This window comes from Marilutibacter penaei, from assembly GCF_014145395.1.
In the GTDB taxonomy this organism is placed as follows: domain Bacteria; phylum Pseudomonadota; class Gammaproteobacteria; order Xanthomonadales; family Xanthomonadaceae; genus Marilutibacter; species Marilutibacter penaei.
Map to the genome: position 1 here is coordinate 140,523 of NZ_JACHTE010000009.1, position 14,483 is coordinate 155,005.

12 protein-coding genes and 2 pseudogenes are annotated in these 14,483 nt (G+C 68.6%); 3 read left to right on the plus strand and 11 right to left on the minus strand.

The annotated features are described in order from the left end of the window. Positions 1–11 precede the first annotated feature (11 nt). The gene (locus H4F99_RS13180; protein ID WP_182670229.1) at positions 12–638 is read right to left on the minus strand and encodes a DUF47 domain-containing protein; all 627 of its coding nucleotides are present in this window, start codon (positions 636–638) and stop codon (positions 12–14) included. Between the two features lie 284 nt (positions 639–922). Between H4F99_RS13180 and H4F99_RS13185 the strand changes: the two genes are divergently transcribed. Together H4F99_RS13185 and H4F99_RS13190 are read left to right on the plus strand one after the other, a co-directional pair. Next, entirely contained in the window at positions 923–2,257 is a 1,335-nt protein-coding gene (locus H4F99_RS13185) for a CNNM domain-containing protein (RefSeq protein ID WP_182670231.1), read from the plus strand. Next, positions 2,241–2,888, plus strand: coding sequence for an exopolysaccharide biosynthesis protein (locus H4F99_RS13190; protein ID WP_182670232.1), 648 nt, complete (start codon positions 2,241–2,243; stop codon positions 2,886–2,888). Before H4F99_RS13185 ends, H4F99_RS13190 begins: the two co-directional genes overlap by 17 nt. On the opposite strand, the pseudogene H4F99_RS14715 reads toward H4F99_RS13190, so the two are convergent. The 4 genes and pseudogenes from H4F99_RS14715 to H4F99_RS13205 all read right to left on the minus strand — a co-directional run. Next, positions 2,885–3,643: pseudogene (locus H4F99_RS14715) on the minus strand (putative bifunctional diguanylate cyclase/phosphodiesterase); the annotation flags it as partial. The gene H4F99_RS13190 and the pseudogene H4F99_RS14715 overlap by 4 nt on opposite strands. A 72-nt stretch (positions 3,644–3,715) precedes the next feature. Further along, positions 3,716–5,035: pseudogene (locus tag H4F99_RS14720) on the minus strand (diguanylate cyclase domain-containing protein); the annotation flags it as partial. Beyond that, positions 5,032–6,006, minus strand: a complete 975-nt coding sequence (locus tag H4F99_RS13200; RefSeq protein WP_182670236.1) for a phosphate/phosphite/phosphonate ABC transporter substrate-binding protein — start codon at positions 6,004–6,006, stop codon at positions 5,032–5,034. The gene H4F99_RS13200 and the pseudogene H4F99_RS14720, both read right to left, overlap by 4 nt. Positions 6,007–6,054: 48 nt before the next feature. Further along, positions 6,055–6,864: an RNA methyltransferase gene (locus H4F99_RS13205; RefSeq protein ID WP_182670238.1), complete on the minus strand. Its 810-nt coding sequence runs from the start codon at positions 6,862–6,864 to the stop codon at positions 6,055–6,057. Positions 6,865–6,976: 112 nt separating this feature from the next. Here H4F99_RS13205 and H4F99_RS13210 point away from each other — a divergent pair, with 112 nt between their 5' ends. Continuing rightward, on the plus strand, positions 6,977–7,807 hold the full coding sequence (locus H4F99_RS13210; RefSeq protein WP_182670240.1) for an inositol monophosphatase family protein: 831 nt from the start codon (positions 6,977–6,979) through the stop codon (positions 7,805–7,807). 93 nt (positions 7,808–7,900) lie between these two features. On the opposite strand, the gene secF is transcribed toward H4F99_RS13210, so the two are convergent. The 6 genes from secF to H4F99_RS13240 all read right to left on the minus strand — a co-directional run bounded on the left by secF (position 7,901) and on the right by H4F99_RS13240 (position 14,397). Continuing rightward, positions 7,901–8,860, minus strand: a complete 960-nt coding sequence (gene secF / locus H4F99_RS13215) for a protein translocase subunit SecF (protein ID WP_182670242.1) — start codon at positions 8,858–8,860, stop codon at positions 7,901–7,903. A gap of 22 nt (positions 8,861–8,882) precedes the next feature. After that, positions 8,883–10,748 (minus strand): protein translocase subunit SecD, encoded by a 1,866-nt coding sequence (gene secD, locus H4F99_RS13220; RefSeq protein WP_182670244.1) that lies wholly within the window; start codon positions 10,746–10,748, stop codon positions 8,883–8,885. Positions 10,749–10,804: 56 nt separating this feature from the next. After that, on the minus strand, positions 10,805–11,146 hold the full coding sequence (yajC, locus tag H4F99_RS13225) for a preprotein translocase subunit YajC (RefSeq protein WP_182670247.1): 342 nt from the start codon (positions 11,144–11,146) through the stop codon (positions 10,805–10,807). Positions 11,147–11,756: 610 nt separating this feature from the next. Beyond that, positions 11,757–12,881, minus strand: a complete 1,125-nt coding sequence (gene tgt / locus H4F99_RS13230; protein WP_182670249.1) for a tRNA guanosine(34) transglycosylase Tgt — start codon at positions 12,879–12,881, stop codon at positions 11,757–11,759. Further along, positions 12,878–13,927: a tRNA preQ1(34) S-adenosylmethionine ribosyltransferase-isomerase QueA gene (queA, locus tag H4F99_RS13235; RefSeq protein ID WP_182670251.1), complete on the minus strand. Its 1,050-nt coding sequence runs from the start codon at positions 13,925–13,927 to the stop codon at positions 12,878–12,880. Before queA ends, tgt begins: the two co-directional genes overlap by 4 nt. Positions 13,928–13,965: 38 nt before the next feature. Further along, a complete protein-coding gene (locus H4F99_RS13240) occupies positions 13,966–14,397 on the minus strand; it encodes an Lrp/AsnC ligand binding domain-containing protein (RefSeq protein WP_182670253.1) in 432 nt (143 codons plus the stop codon). Positions 14,398–14,483 lie beyond the last annotated feature (86 nt).

The following is a 14,483-nucleotide window of genomic DNA, read 5'->3' on the forward strand; positions in this document are numbered from 1 at the left end:
GTCGAGCCCCCTTACGAATTCTTCAGGACGATCTGGTAGGCGACCACGCCCGCCTCGCGGCAGCGGTCGATCGCCTTCTCGAGGATCTCGAAGAACTCCTTCAGCAGGAACATCTGCAGGTGGTCGAGCTTGCCGGAGTAGATGTCCCGGTACAGCTCCAGCATCAGCCGGTCGGCGTCGTTCTCCAGCGCGCGCAACTCGTCGCTCAGGGCCTTCATAGGCTCGAGCTTGAGGTTGCGCAGCTGGCGGACCATCTTGACCACCACCGAGGCGGCCTGCTCCAGCATCGCCGCGCGCGGCGCGAAGTCGATGTGCTCCAGGTGCTGGGTGGCCAGCGCGTAGCGGTCCGCGAACTTCTCGATCTGCTTGGGGATCTTGTGCAGGGCCGAGGCCAGCGACTCGATGTCCTCGCGCTCGATCGGGGTGATGAAGCTGTCGACCAGCTCCTGGCTGAGCTTCAGCGACACCTCGCGCTCGCGTTGCCGGGCCAGCTTGAAGGCATCAAGGGCGGGCTGGCGGTCGGCTTCGCGCAGCATTGCATGCAGGGCCTTGGCGCTGTCGTAGGCGGCGTCCGCGGCCTCCTCCAGCAGGGTGTAGAACTGGTTGCCTTGGCCGAAGATGGTTTGCAGGGAGAACATTGCGCGCTGAGCCTCGTCTGGGGTGGACCGGGTCCGCCGGGGTGCGGGCGGCATTATGACGGTTTCGAGACAGCCGCGCAGTCGGGGGCCCTTGCGGGCCGGCCCGCCCGTCCCCACGTGGTGTCGGCAGGCGGCCTGCTACCATCGGGCCGCAGTCCCGACCCCCGGGACGCTCCCCTTCCCTGAAACCGCTGACCGATGGACGACGACCCGGACCCTTCCAGTCCTGAACGGCCCTGCCGCCGACCCCGCCCCCACGCCCTCCCAGCACCGGAGGCGCCGCCGTGCTGGAACTGACGATCGTCCTCGCCCTGATCGCGTTGAACGGCTTCTTCGCGATGTCGGAGATGGCCCTGGTCACCTCGCGCAAGCTGCGCCTGAAGCAGATGGCGGACCAGCCCGGACGTACCCGGCGGGGCGCCGAGGTCGCGCTGGCGCTGGCCGAACACCCCGACAACCTGCTCTCCACGGTCCAGGTCGGCATCACCCTGATCGGCGTGCTCACCGGCCTGCTCGGCGGCGAGGCCATCGGCGTGATGATCGCCGACGCGCTGCGTGGGGTTTGGCCGGGCGCTGCGGAATATGCGCGCACCATCGGCATCGGCACCGCGGTCGGCCTGATCACCGCCAGCCAGGTGATCTTCGGCGAACTGATTCCCAAGCGGCTTGCGCTGACCAATCCGGAGGCCATCGCCAGCATCGTCGCGATCCCGCTCGACCTGCTGTCCCGGTTCGCCCGTCCCGTGGTCGCGACGCTCGGCTCGATCAACCGGGGCGTGCTCCGGCTGCTGGGCATCCGCGACGACGCCCGCAGCGCGATCAGCGAGGAGGAAATCCGCCTGCTGGTCAGCGAAAGCCACGAACAGGGCGTCATCGACGCCGACGAGCGCAAGATGGTCTACCGGGTCCTCAACCTGGGCGACCGTACCGCCGAGAGCCTCATGACGCCGCGCACGCGGGTCACCTGGCTGGATACCGAGCTCTCCTTCGACGAGAACATGGCCGTGATGCGCGAGACCCCGTTCTCCCGCTATCCGGTCTACAAGGGCGACGACAACGAAGTGGTGGGCATCCTGGAAGCCAAGTCGCTGCTGGACGGGTTGGGCGTGCCGGGCGCGCCGCGGATCTTCGACCGGCTGCGCGACGCGCTGTTCGTGTCCGAGTCCACCCATGCGTTCAAGCTGCTGGAGATCTTCCGGGAAGAGCAGCAGTCGATCGCGCTGGTGGTCGACGAGTACGGTGACGTGACCGGCCTGATCACCGTCAACGACCTGCTCGGCGCGGTGATCGGCCGCGTCCAGACCGCGGAGTCCGACGACGAGGCGGCACCGGTGGTGCAACGCGCCGACGGCTCCTGGCTGCTGGACGGCAGCCTGCCGCTGGAGGACCTGCGCGACCTGATCGACGGCGGCCGCCTGCCGGTCGAGGACGAGCCCGACTTCCACACCGCGGCGGGCATGGTCATCAACCATTTCGGCCGGATCCCGCACGTGGGCGAGCACCTGGACTGGGAGCAGTGGCGGATCGAGGTGGTGGACCTGGACGGACCGCGCATCGACAAACTGCTCCTGCAGGCGCTGCCGGACCCGGACAGCGGCAGCGATGAGCTCACCGCCTGATCCACCGCCCCGCCGACCCGTCGAGGAAGCGGGCACGCGCGCGCTCCTCGATGCGTTCGCGATGGGCGACCCGGACGACACCTTGCGGCTGGGCGACGTGTTCGCCGGCCTGGGCAAGCGCTCGTTCGGGATGCTGCTGTTCATCGCCACCCTGCCGTCCTTCATCCCGATACCGGGGATGGGCGGTGCCATCAGCGGCCCTCTGGTCATCCTGATCGGGGCGCAGCTGCTGGTCGGCTTGCGCACGCCCTGGCTGCCGGCCTTCGTCGCGCGGCGAGGCCCCAGCCGGGCCCTGATGGTGCGGTTCCGCAACCTGCTGTCGCCCTGGCTGGGGCGACTCGAGCGCGTGGTCAGGCCGCGCGCCGCCGGGGTACTCGACCACCGCCTCGCCAGCGCGTTCACGGGCCTGTTGCTGGTGCTGCTCGGCGTCCTGCTCTCGCTGCCGATCCCCTTCACCAATTTCCTGTTCGGCGCGCTGATGCTGCTGTTCGCGTTCGCCCTCCTCGAACGCGATGGCCGGCTCATGCTGGTCGCATGGGCCGCGGCGCTACTGGCCATGGGGGCGGTCGGCGGCCTGTCCGGGGGAATCGCGGCGCTGGTCGCCGAGACCCTGGCGCGCTTCCGGAGCTAGCGCCCCTCTTCCTTCAGAAGGGCCAGGAACTCCGGGCCGGGCATCGGTGAGCCCAGCCAGTAGCCCTGGGCCTGGTCGCAGCCACGCTCCCTCAACAAGGCGTACTGGCCGGCCTTCTCCACGCCTTCCGCGATCACCGTGATGCCCAGCGAATGGGCCATCGCGATGATGGCGCTGGTCAGGGCGAGGTCGTCGGGGTCGCGGAGGATGTCCGCGATGAAGCTGCGATCGATCTTGACCCCGTCCACCGGCACCCGGCGCAGGTGGCTCAGGCCCGAGAAGCCTGTGCCGAAGTCGTCCAGCAACACCTTGACGCCGGTTTCGCGCAGGCGCGCCAGTTCCTCGCCCACGTGGGCTTCGTCGCCGATGACCGCGGTTTCGGTGAGTTCAAGGTGCAGCCGCCCGGCCTCCAGGCCGGTCTCCTTCAGGCAGGAAGCGACCACCTCGGCGAGCGCCCCGCCCCCGCGCAACTGCCGGGGAGACACATTGACCGCCACGGTCAGGGGCTCGCGGCCGGGCAGCATCTGCTGCCACCGCACCGCCTCCGAGCACGCGGCGTGCAGCACCCGCGGGCCCAGCGACTCGATCAGCCCGCTCTGCTCCGCCACGTCGATGAACACCGAAGGCGCCACCTGGCCGTGCTTGGGGTGGTTCCAGCGCAACAACGCCTCGGCGCCGACCATGGTGCGGTCGGACAGGCGGTAGACCGGCTGGTAGACCAGGCTGAGCTCGCCCCGCTCCCAGGCACCCCGCAGCTCGTGCTCGAGGTTGACGCGACGCTCCACCGCCAGGTCCATCGCACGGCTGTAGAAACGGAAGCAGTTCTTCCCGGCAACCTTGGCCTGGTACATCGCGATGTCGCCGTTCTTCATCAGCGACGCCGCCGTGGAGGCATCATCCGGGAACAGCGTGATGCCGATCGACGTCCCGAGGAACACCTGGCGATCCTGCACGATCAGGGGCTGTCCGAGTTCGACGACCAGCCGCTCGGCGAGCTGGGTCGCGATCTCGCGCACCCCAGGTCCGTCGTCGCGCGGCAGCGCGCGTACGAGGATCACGAACTCGTCGCCACCGAAACGCGCGAGCAGGGCGTCGTCCCCGGCCTCGCGCGCGATCACGTCGCGGATGCGCGCGGAACACTGCACCAGCACGTCATCGCCGGCATCGTGGCCCAGGGTGTCGTTGACGCGCTTGAAATCATCGATGTCAGCGAACAGCAGGGCCAGTTGCTGGCCCTCGCCGCGCATCTGCAGCAGCTGCTCGTCGAGCGCCTCCCGGAACGCCAGGCGGTTGGACAGCCCCGTCAACGCATCGGTGTAGGCCATCCGGCGGATGTCGCGATCGTGCCGGGCCACGCTTTCGCTCATGCGGCTGAACGCACGCAACAGTTCGCCGACCTCGTCGCGCCTCCGGCTGGTCGGGAGGTCCAGGTCGAAGCGACCGGCTTCGATCTGCCGGGCGGAGTCGGCGAGGTGGCGGATGGGACGCACCAGCCAGCGCTGCACCAGCCAGAGCATGCCGATCCCCATCAGCAGCAGGCAGCCCGCCACCAGGCCCACCCCGACCACCTGCCGATGCCCGAGCACCGCCAGGCGCTCGCGCATGTCCTGCACGGCACGTTCCTGGAAGCCCTGCGAGACCTCGAGGTCGAAGCCCATCCGCACGCCCCCGAGGCGCTCGTCGCCGATCATGATCGGTGTCGAGACATCCATCAGGCTGTCGTCGAAGAGCGTGAGGAGTCCATCCGACATGATCACGTCGTTCGCGAAGCCATCGTCCATCCGCTTGCCGTAGCTGGAGATCGCTTCGCTGCCATCGTGGATGATCACCCCGTCCTCGTCGTACACCAGCACGTACCGGGCATCGGGTTGCCGCAGCGCCGACGCGGTCAGCTCGCCCATCGCATCGAGGTCGAAGTAATAGAGCGGGTTGGTCAGCGATTCGGCGAGCTGGTTGACCATGCCTTCGCCACGCCGGTTCAGGCTGTTGTCGATCACCCCCGCCATCGCGTCCCGGGTGATCTCCACCACTTCGCCCTGCATCTGCTCCTGCCGCTTGAGCATCAACGCCATCGTCAGCAGCAGCACCACGAGCGCCAGCGTCATCAGCAGCAGGAACTTGGTGCGCAGGCCACTGCGAAGCTTCATTCGACCTCCGCCTTGACCCGCAGCACGCCCTGCCCGACCTTGTCCAGCGCGTGCAGGGATGTTTCGTCCACGGGCAGGAAGCGCGTGGTGCCGAAGAACTCGTCCAGCGCGGGGCCCGCATCCGGGTCGTTGCCGGCTTCGATCAGCACCGCCTCCAGTCGCTCGCGCACGCGGGGGTCCAGGCCCGGCCGCACGAGCTCCAGGGCGCGCGGGAACTCGGGGGTCTCGGCGATGATGGCCATGTCGGGCTTGAAGGCCAGCGGCATCCGCCTCGGATTGTCCCAGTCGAGGTTGCTCATCACGCCGACGTCGACGAGGCCCTTGTGGACCCAGGTGGCGATGTTGAGTTCGGAGCGCGCGAACAGGTAGCCGACCGTGTCGCCGGCGGGCCGGTCCATCGGCGAGAGCAGCACGTCCAGCTGCACCCCCTGCGCCAGCAGCATCGAAGCCGGTACGAAGTACGCGCTCGTGGAAGACGGGCGCTGGAACGCGACACTGTGGCCCAGGATGCCGGCAAGATCGGTGATGCCGCTGTCTTTCCGGGCGAAGAACACGGTGTGGTAATGGCTGACCCCGTTACGCTCGGTCAGCAGCAGGGGCACGGCCCCCGCCCGCTCCCGCATGAGCAGCGCCGTCCCCGTGGTTTCGGTGATCCAGTCGACCCGCCCCCTGCGCAGGTAACTGGCCATCTGCTGGGAGTCCTTGGCCATCAGGATGCGGCCTTCGCGGATGCCGACGTCCGCCAGGCGCGGGACCACGTAGTCGAGCAGCGGCTTGAGCTGCTCGTAATGGGACTTCGGGTCATCGCTGATGCGGCCGAGGACCAGCACGTGCGCGTCGTCGCCGGGCGGCGGATTGGCCCCCTGCGCACACGCATCCCCGGCGATCGCCAGGCCGAACACGAGCGTGGATATGACGAAACGGCGCAGGCACGCGATCAAGGGATGGGGTCGCTCCGGGGTTCCCGCCATCCAGACTAATCTAAAGCCCGCAGGCCGGCCATCGGTCCGCATCCGCGGTCATTCGGCCCCGCGACCGCCACGGCCGCCGCGTTCGGCGGCGATCGAGGCGATGCGCTGCATGTCGGCCAGCACGCCGCGCAGCAGGCGCACCTCGCGGGTGTCCAGGTCGGCCTTCAGGAACAGCCGGCGGAACTTGCGCAACGCCGACTCCGGGGTACGCCCCTTGTGGAAGTCGATGGCGTCGAGGGTGTCGCCGAGCTGTCCGAAGAAGCCCTCCAGCTCCGCGTGGGACGCCGGCGACCCGGTGCCCGGCGGCGCGGGCGCAGGCGCGGGGACGGCCTCGCCCCCGCTGGCGAGCACGGCCAACCGCAGCTCGTAAGCCAGCACCTGCACGGCCGCGGCGAGGTTGAGGGAGCTGTACTCCGGGTTGGCCGGGATGTGGACGGCCGCGTGGCACAGTTGCAGCTCCTCGTTGTCCAGCCCGGTACGCTCGCGCCCGAAGACCAGCGCCACCTCGCCTCCTTGCGCGGCGCTCTCCAGTGCACGCGTGGCCGCGCTTCGCGGCGAAAGCTCCTCCAGTGCGATCCGGCGGCTCCTGGCGGTGCAGCCCAGCACCAGCCGGCAGTCGGCCACGGCCTCGGCCAGGGTGTCGTGGAACGTCGCACCCGCGAGCAGGTCGTCCGCCCCCGCGGCCAGCGCCTCCGAGTCGCGGTCCGGCCGTTTCTCCGGCGCGACCAGGACCAGCCGGGCCAGGCCCATGGTCTTCATGGCGCGCGCGGCCGAGCCGATGTTGCCGGGGTGCTGCGTACCCACCAGCACGATGCGCAGGCGGTTGGCGGTCGATTCAGTCTGGGAATGGGTGGTCATCGTCGCCAATGGTAAACTCCGCGCCCCGGCCTGTGCGCCGGCATGTTCTTTCACCTTCCGCCATCCGCGCCGGCCCCAGGGGACCGGTCCGTGTCCGCCCGAGGCCGCCCGCATGCAGAAACCCGCCGTCACCCTCATGGTCAAGGCCGCCCGCGCCGCCGGCAACGTGCTGCTGCGGCACATGCACCGCCTGGATGCCCTGAACGTGGTCGAGAAGGACCGCCAGGACTATGCCAGCGAAGTCGACGAGGAGGCCGAGAAGGTGGTGATCCGCGAGCTCAGGCGCGCGCACCCGGACTACGGTTTCCTGGGCGAGGAAAGCGGCGCCGCCGCAGGCACGGGCCGCGACCAGCGCTTCACCTGGGTGATCGACCCGCTCGACGGGACCAGCAACTACCTGCGCGGCTTCCCTCACTTCTGTGTTTCGATCGGCCTGGTCGAGAACGGCGAGCCGATCCATGGCGTCATCTTCGACCCCCTGCGCAACGATCTGTTCACCGCCAGCAAGGGCAGCGGGGCGCAGCTCAACGGCAAGCGCATCCGCGTGGCCGACCGCAAGGACCTGACCGGCACCGTCGTCGTCACCGGCTTCCCGCCGCGCGAGCGCAGCCGCGCCAGCGCCCAGCTGAAGACCCTCGACAACCTGCTGCTCGACGCGGAGGACATCCGCCGTACCGGCTCCGCCGCGCTCGACCTGGCCTACGTGGCCAGCGGCCGTGCCGACGCCTACTTCGAGGCAGGGGTGAAGCCCTGGGACATCGCCGCGGGCGTGCTGATGGTGCGCGAGGCCGGCGGCAAGGTCTGCGACTTCCAGGGTCGCTCGACGGGTCCGATGGACGTGCGTGGGGTCGATCCGCGTCCGCTGGTGGCCGCCAACCTCAAGGTCTGCGAACTCCTGCAGAAGCGCATCGTCGAGACCGGCTACGCGGCGGCCTTCAAGTAACCGCGCGCCCCGGCGCCGGCGCCGGCGTACCCGCCACGACGAAAAAGGCCGCGCTCTTCCGGGCGCGGCCTTTTTCGTGCCTGATGCCGTGGATCAGGGGCGTCGGGCGAGTGCCTCCTCGTCGCGCGCCTTCGGCATCAGGTCCTGCTTGGTGACCTTCAGCGGCCCGATCGTCAGCAGCGTGCTGGCGACGAAGATCGACGAGAGCGTGCCGATCACCGCACCGATCAGCATCGACTCGGCAAGGCCCCGCAGCGACCCACCGCCGTACAGGTACAGCGCCAGCATGGTCAGGATCGCCACGAACGAGGTGATCACCGTACGCGACAGGGTCTGGTTGATCGCCGCGTTGATGATCGAGATCGGGTCGCCGCGCATCGAACGGAAATTCTCGCGGATGCGGTCGAAGACGACGATCGTGTCATTGATGGAGAAACCCATGACCGACAGGATGCCCGCCAGTACCGTCAGGTCGAACTCGTGCCCGGTCAGCGCGAACCAGCCGGTGACCACCACCACGTCGTGCAGGGTGGTCAGCGTGGCGGCAACGGCGAACTTCTTCTCGAACCGGAACGAGATGTAGATCATGAAGCCGACGACGACGAAGATCAGCGCCCAGATGCCGTTGACGGCGATTTCCTTGCCGACCTGGGGCCCGACGTAATCGCTCTTCAGCACCGTACCCGGGTTGCCTTCGAAGGCCAGCGCCTGCTGGATCTCGCGGGCGGTGTTCTGGTCCGCGCCGCCCTCGGACCCGTCGGTCTTCGGCTGGACGCGGATCAGCAGGTCGTTGCCGTTGCCGAACGTCTGCACCTGCGCGTTGCCGTAACCGGCGCTGGACATGCGTGCGCGGACGTCGTCCACGTCGACGGGTTGTTCGAAGCGGATCTCGGTGACCGTGCCTCCGGTGAAATCCAGCGCGAAGTTGAAGCCCTTGACGGCCATCGCGCCGACGGATGCGACCAGCAGCAGGGCCGCGATCGCCAGCGAGACCCAGCGCAGGCGCATGAAATCGATGCGGCTGTCATAGGGGAACAGGTTGAAAGGTTTCATGGCGTTCTATCCGTTCCGCGGGTCAGATGGCGATGGACTTGAGCTTGCGACGCCCGCCGTAGATCAGCGTGGCGACCGCGCGCGAAGCCGAGACCGCGGTGTACATGGACGTGGCGATGCCGACGATCAGGGCAACGGCGAAGCCCTTGACCGGACCGGTGCCGAAGGCGAACAGCGCCAGTCCGGCGAGCACGGCGGTGATGTTGGCGTCGGCGATCGTCCCGACGGCGCGGTCGTAGCCGGCGGCGATCGCCGCCTTGGCGGGCATGCCCGCCCGCAGTTCCTCTCGTATTCGTTCGTTGATGAGGACGTTCGCGTCGACGGAGAAACCCACGGTCAATGCGATACCGGCCATGCCAGGCAGGGTCATCGTGGCACCGAACAGCGACATCACCGCGACCAGCATCAGCAGGTTCAGCAGCAGTGCGATGCAGGTGATCACGCCGAACATGCGGTAGTAGAAGAGGAAGAACAGCAGGATGAAGCCGAAGGAGTACGTGATCGCCGTCATGCCGCGCTCGACGTTCTCGCGCCCGAGGCTGGGGCCCACGATGCGCTCTTCGATGAAGTCCATCGGCGCGGCGAGCGAGCCGGAACGCAGCAGCAGGGCCAGGTCCGCCGCTTCCTTCGGGCTGTCGAGGCCGGTGGTCTGGAACTCCTTGCCGAACACGCCCTGGATCGTGGCGACCGAGATGATCTCTTCGTCGATCCGCGTGCTGCGGACCTCCTCGCCGTCCACCACGCGGACCTCGGGCACACGTTCGATGTACACCACGGCCATCGGCTTGCCGACGTTCTCGCTGGTGAAGTCGAACATGCGCTGGCCGCCGGCACCGTTCAGGCGCACGTTGACCGACGGGGTGCCCGACTGCGGGTCGCGGCCCGAGGACGCGGTCACCATCTGGTCGCCCGAGGCGATCACGCGCTTGCTGAGGATGTAAGGAATCGGCTCGCCATCGATGCCCACGTCCTTGCTGTAGTAGAGCTTGCCTTCCGGCGGCACGATGCCGGTGTCGCGGGCGCTATAGGCATCGGCGTCAAGCACGGCGCGCCACTCGAGGGTGGCGGTAGCGCCCAGCACCCGCTTCGCCTGAGCCGTGTCCTGCACGCCCGGCAACTGGACCACGATGCGGTCATCGCCCTGGCGCTGGATGATCGGCTCGGCCACGCCCAGTGCGTTGACGCGGTTGCGCAGCGTGCCGATGTTCTGGTCGATCGCGTCTACGGCGAGGCGCCGCAGCTCGTCGTCGCTCATGCGGACGGTAACGCGGCTGCCATCGGTGCTGACCTGCAGCGTCGGCTGGGAAATGATGATCGCGTCGCGCGCCGCATCCGCCGCCGCCTCGTCGGGCAGCTGGGCCACGACGGTATTGCCCGGACGGCGCTCCACCGACTGGTAGCGGATCCGCTTGTCGCGCAGCAGCACGCGGACGTCCTCGGCAGTCGCCTCCAGCCGCTTCTCGAGCGCCGCGGCCTGGTCGACCTGCATGGTGAAGTGGACGCCACCCTGCAGGTCGAGGCCGAGCAGCATCGCCTTGCCGCCCAGTTCCTCAAGCCACTCCGGCACCGTGGACGCGAGGTTCAGCGCAACGATGTAGTCACTGCCCAGCTCGGGACGCAGCGCGTCGGCGGCCTTGACCTGGGCGTCCGGGTCGGAGAGCCGGACCAGCAGGTTGTCGCCCTCGACCGCCACGGAGCGGGGTTGGATGCCGGCCTCCTCCAGCTCACCCTCCACCCGCCCCTTCAGGCCTTCGTCGACGGTCGCGCCACGGTTGGCGCTGACCTGGACGGAGGGGTCCTGCGGGAAGATGTTGGGCAGGGCATAGAGGGTGCTGAACACGAGGATCAGCAGCAGGACGACATATTTCCAGCGGGCGTAGGTGAGCATCGAAAGCTTCCTGCGGCAGCTCCCCGGCCGCCGTGACTAGCGTGTGTGGCGGCGGATCAGGCCGACTTCAAGGTGCCCTTGGGCAGGACATTGGCGATGGCGCCCTTCTGCACGCGGACCTGGACGGTGTCGGCGATCTGGACCGTGATGAAGCTCTCGCCCACCTCGGTGATGGTGCCGGCGATGCCGCCGTTGGTGACGACCTCGTCGCCCTTGCCGAGCTTCTCGATCATGGCCCGATGCTCCTTCTGCCGCTTCATCTGCGGGCGGATCATCAGGAAGTACATGATGGCGATCAGGGCGATCGGGAAGAGCAGCTGCATGCCCATGCCGGGGGCGGCCGGCGCGGCGGCCACGGTGGCGTGGGCGGGGGCGATCAGGAGGTCGAGCAGGTTCATCGGGATGTCCTGGGGCGAAATAACGGGGGATTATGCCATCTTTCCGGGGGCGGCCCCGGGGGCTGGACGGTTGGAGTGCGGCTCGGCGCTGGAGTTCCCCCCCTCCCCCGACAGGACCTGATCAGTGGGCGCATCTCGGCCCGGCGCCGGGGCTACGGGGGCTTGGCTCTACCCTCGGTCGGGGCTTTCCTGCCCCGACTCGGGCGCGCGCCATCCATGGCGCGCTCGGACGCCAAGCCCCCGCATCCCCGTCACCTCGGCGATGTCACTGGAGCTTGATTCGCTGGTTGGCGCAACACGGCCATCTCGCCGGAGAGCGCTTTCCAGACCGATACGGTGTCAGAGGAAGCGGACCGGCCGGGGTCCCGCGGCAGAGCCGGCCATGGATGGCCGGCGCCCGAGTCAGGGCAGGAAAGCCCTGACCGAGGGAAGAGCGGGATACCGGCCGGGCCGATTCCGGTCCGATCGGGCTGCGGGGATTCCTCAGCCCGGGGCCCCGGCGCCGGGCCGACGTAGCACCGGCAGGGCCGCGCAGATTCTCCGCCCCACGGCCCTGATACAAGGCCGACGTAGCACCGGAAATTGCCCCTCGGCGGAGAGTGCGGCTGGATCAGCCCGCCCGCTTCGCGTGGAACGCCTCGCGGAATGACGCGAAGGTGCCGGCCTCGATCGCCGCGCGCATTTCGGCCATCAGGCGCTGGTAGTAGCGCAGGTTATGCAGCGTCCCCAGCATCGGCGCGAGCATCTCGTTGCAGCGGTCCAGATGGCGCAGGTAGGCGCGGCTGAAGCCATTGGCGCAGGCGTGGCAGTCGCAGCCCTCCTCGATCGGACGCAAATCGTGCTCGAACTTCGCGTTGCGCACTCGGATGGTGCCGGTCGAGGTGAAATAGTGGCCGTTGCGCGCGTTGCGGGTCGGCATCACGCAGTCGAACATGTCCACGCCCCGTGCCACCGCCTCGACCAGGTCCTCCGGCCGGCCCACGCCCATCAGGTAGCGCGGCCGGTCGCCCGGCAGCTGCGGGCAGGTGTGGTCGAGCATGGCGTTGCGCTCGTGCTCGGTCTCGCCGACGGCCAAGCCGCCGATCGCGTAGCCGTCGAAGCCGATCGCCTTCAGGCCCTCGGCCGAACGCGTCCGCAGGTCGTGGTGGACGCCGCCCTGCACGATGCCGAACAGCGCGGCGTCGTTGCCCTCATGCGCCCGCTTCGAACGCTCGGCCCAGCGCAGCGACAGCTCCATCGAACGCCGAATCACCTCCGGCGCGACCGGCTGCCCATCCACGTGCACCGGCGGGCACTCGTCGAAGATCATGACGATGTCCGAGCTCAGCACCTTCTGGATGTGCATGCTCTCTTCCGGCCCGAGGAACACCTTGCGGCCGTCGGTCGGTGCAGCGAAGTGCACGCCGGCCTCGGTGATCTTGCGTTTGTGCGCGAGCGAGAACACCTGGAACCCGCCGGAGTCGGTCAGGATCGGGCCGTCCCAGCGCGCGAAACCGTGCAGCCCGCCGTGCTCGCCGATGACCTCGAGCCCGGGCCGCAGGAACAGGTGGAAGGTATTGCCGAGGATGATCTCGGCCCCGAACTCGCGGATCTGGTGCGGCAGCACGCCCTTGACCGTGCCATAGGTGCCCACCGGCATGAACGCCGGGGTCTCGATGGTGCCGCGCGGGAACGTGATCCGGCCGCGGCGGGCTCCGCCGTCTTCGCCAAGCAGATCGAAGGCCATCCGGCTCATGCGCCCGCTCCCGGCCACAACAGCATCGCGTCGCCATAGCTGAAGAAACGATAGCGCTCGCGGATCGCGTGGGCGTAGGCCTCGAACACGCGGTCCTTGCCCGCGAACGCCGAGATCATCATCAGCAGCGTGCTCTCGGGGAGGTGGAAATTGGTGATGAGCGCATCGACCGACCGGATCCGGTAGCCCGGCAGGATGAACAGGCGCGTCTCGCCGGCAAAGGGCCGCAGCTCGCGCCCGCCCTCGCCGTCGTCGCGCATCGCCGACTCCAGGGCGCGCACGACCGTGGTACCGACGCCGATCACGCGGCCACCCGCGGCGCGCGTGCGCCGCACCTGTTCGACCAGCTCGGCACCGACGTTGAGCCATTCGCTGTGCATCACGTGCTGGTCCAGGTGTTCGACCCGGACCGGCTGGAACGTGCCGGCGCCGACATGCAGGGTGACGTGGCCGGTGGACACACCACGCGCCGCGAGCGCATCGAGCAGTCCTTGGTCGAAATGCAGGCCCGCCGTCGGGGCGGCGACCGCTCCCGTCTGGCGTGCGAATACGGTCTGGTAGCGTTCGGCGTCCTCGGCGCCCGGTTCGCGGTCGATGTAGGGCGGCAGCGGCAGGCGGCCGGCCTTGACCAGCCAGCTCTCGAGCGCCTCGCCGACATGGAAGCGCAGGCGGTAGAACTCGCCATCGCGGCCCAGCACCTCGGCCTCGCCCCCGGCATCGAGCGCGATGACCGCGCCCGGCTTCGGCGACTTGCTGACTCCGAGCTGCGCGCGCACCTCGGCACCGCCGAGCAGGCGCTCGATCAGCACCTCCACGCGGCCACCGGTCGCTTTCTGTCCGAACAGCCGCGCCGGGATCACCCGGGTGTCGTTGAACACCAGCAGATCACCCGGCTGCAGCAGGTCGGGCAACTCGCGGAACGCGCGATCGCCAAGCTCGGCGGGCGCCGGCGGGACCAGCAGCAGCCGGCTCGCGGACCGCTCGGCCAGTGGCGCCTGGGCGATCAGCTCCGGTGGCAGGTCGTAATGGAAATCGGATTTCTTCAAGGACGGGCGGCACGTCGACGGCCGTCCATTGTAGGGTTTCAGCGCTCGAACCGGGTCGAAAGGACGATCGACGACGTCGTGCGCTCCACGCCCTCGAGGGCGCCGATGCGGTCGGTCAATTCATCCATCTCGACCACCGTCGGCACCATGCCCATCGCGACCAGGTCGAAGGGCCCGCTGACCGAGTGCAGGGATCGCACCTCCGGCATCGCGCGCAGGGCCTCGACCACGGCCTGCATCTGCTTCGGCAACACGGTGATCATGATGTGCGCGCGGATGTGGCCGTGCTCCACCTGGTCATGAACCCGGACGGTATAGCCTGCGATGATGCCGTTGCGCTCCAGGCGCTCGATCCGGCTCTGCACGGTGGTGCGCGACAGCCTCAGCCGCCGTGCGATGTCGGCCACTGAAGCGCGCGCGTCTTCGCGCAGGAGCGAAAGCAGTTGCTGGTCCGAGGCAGTGATCTTCACTTCGAGATCCCTTTGTCGTCATTTAGACGAAAACATGTTCAATTTCGTCTGAAGTTACACTATCTATCGACGAAATTATCCACATA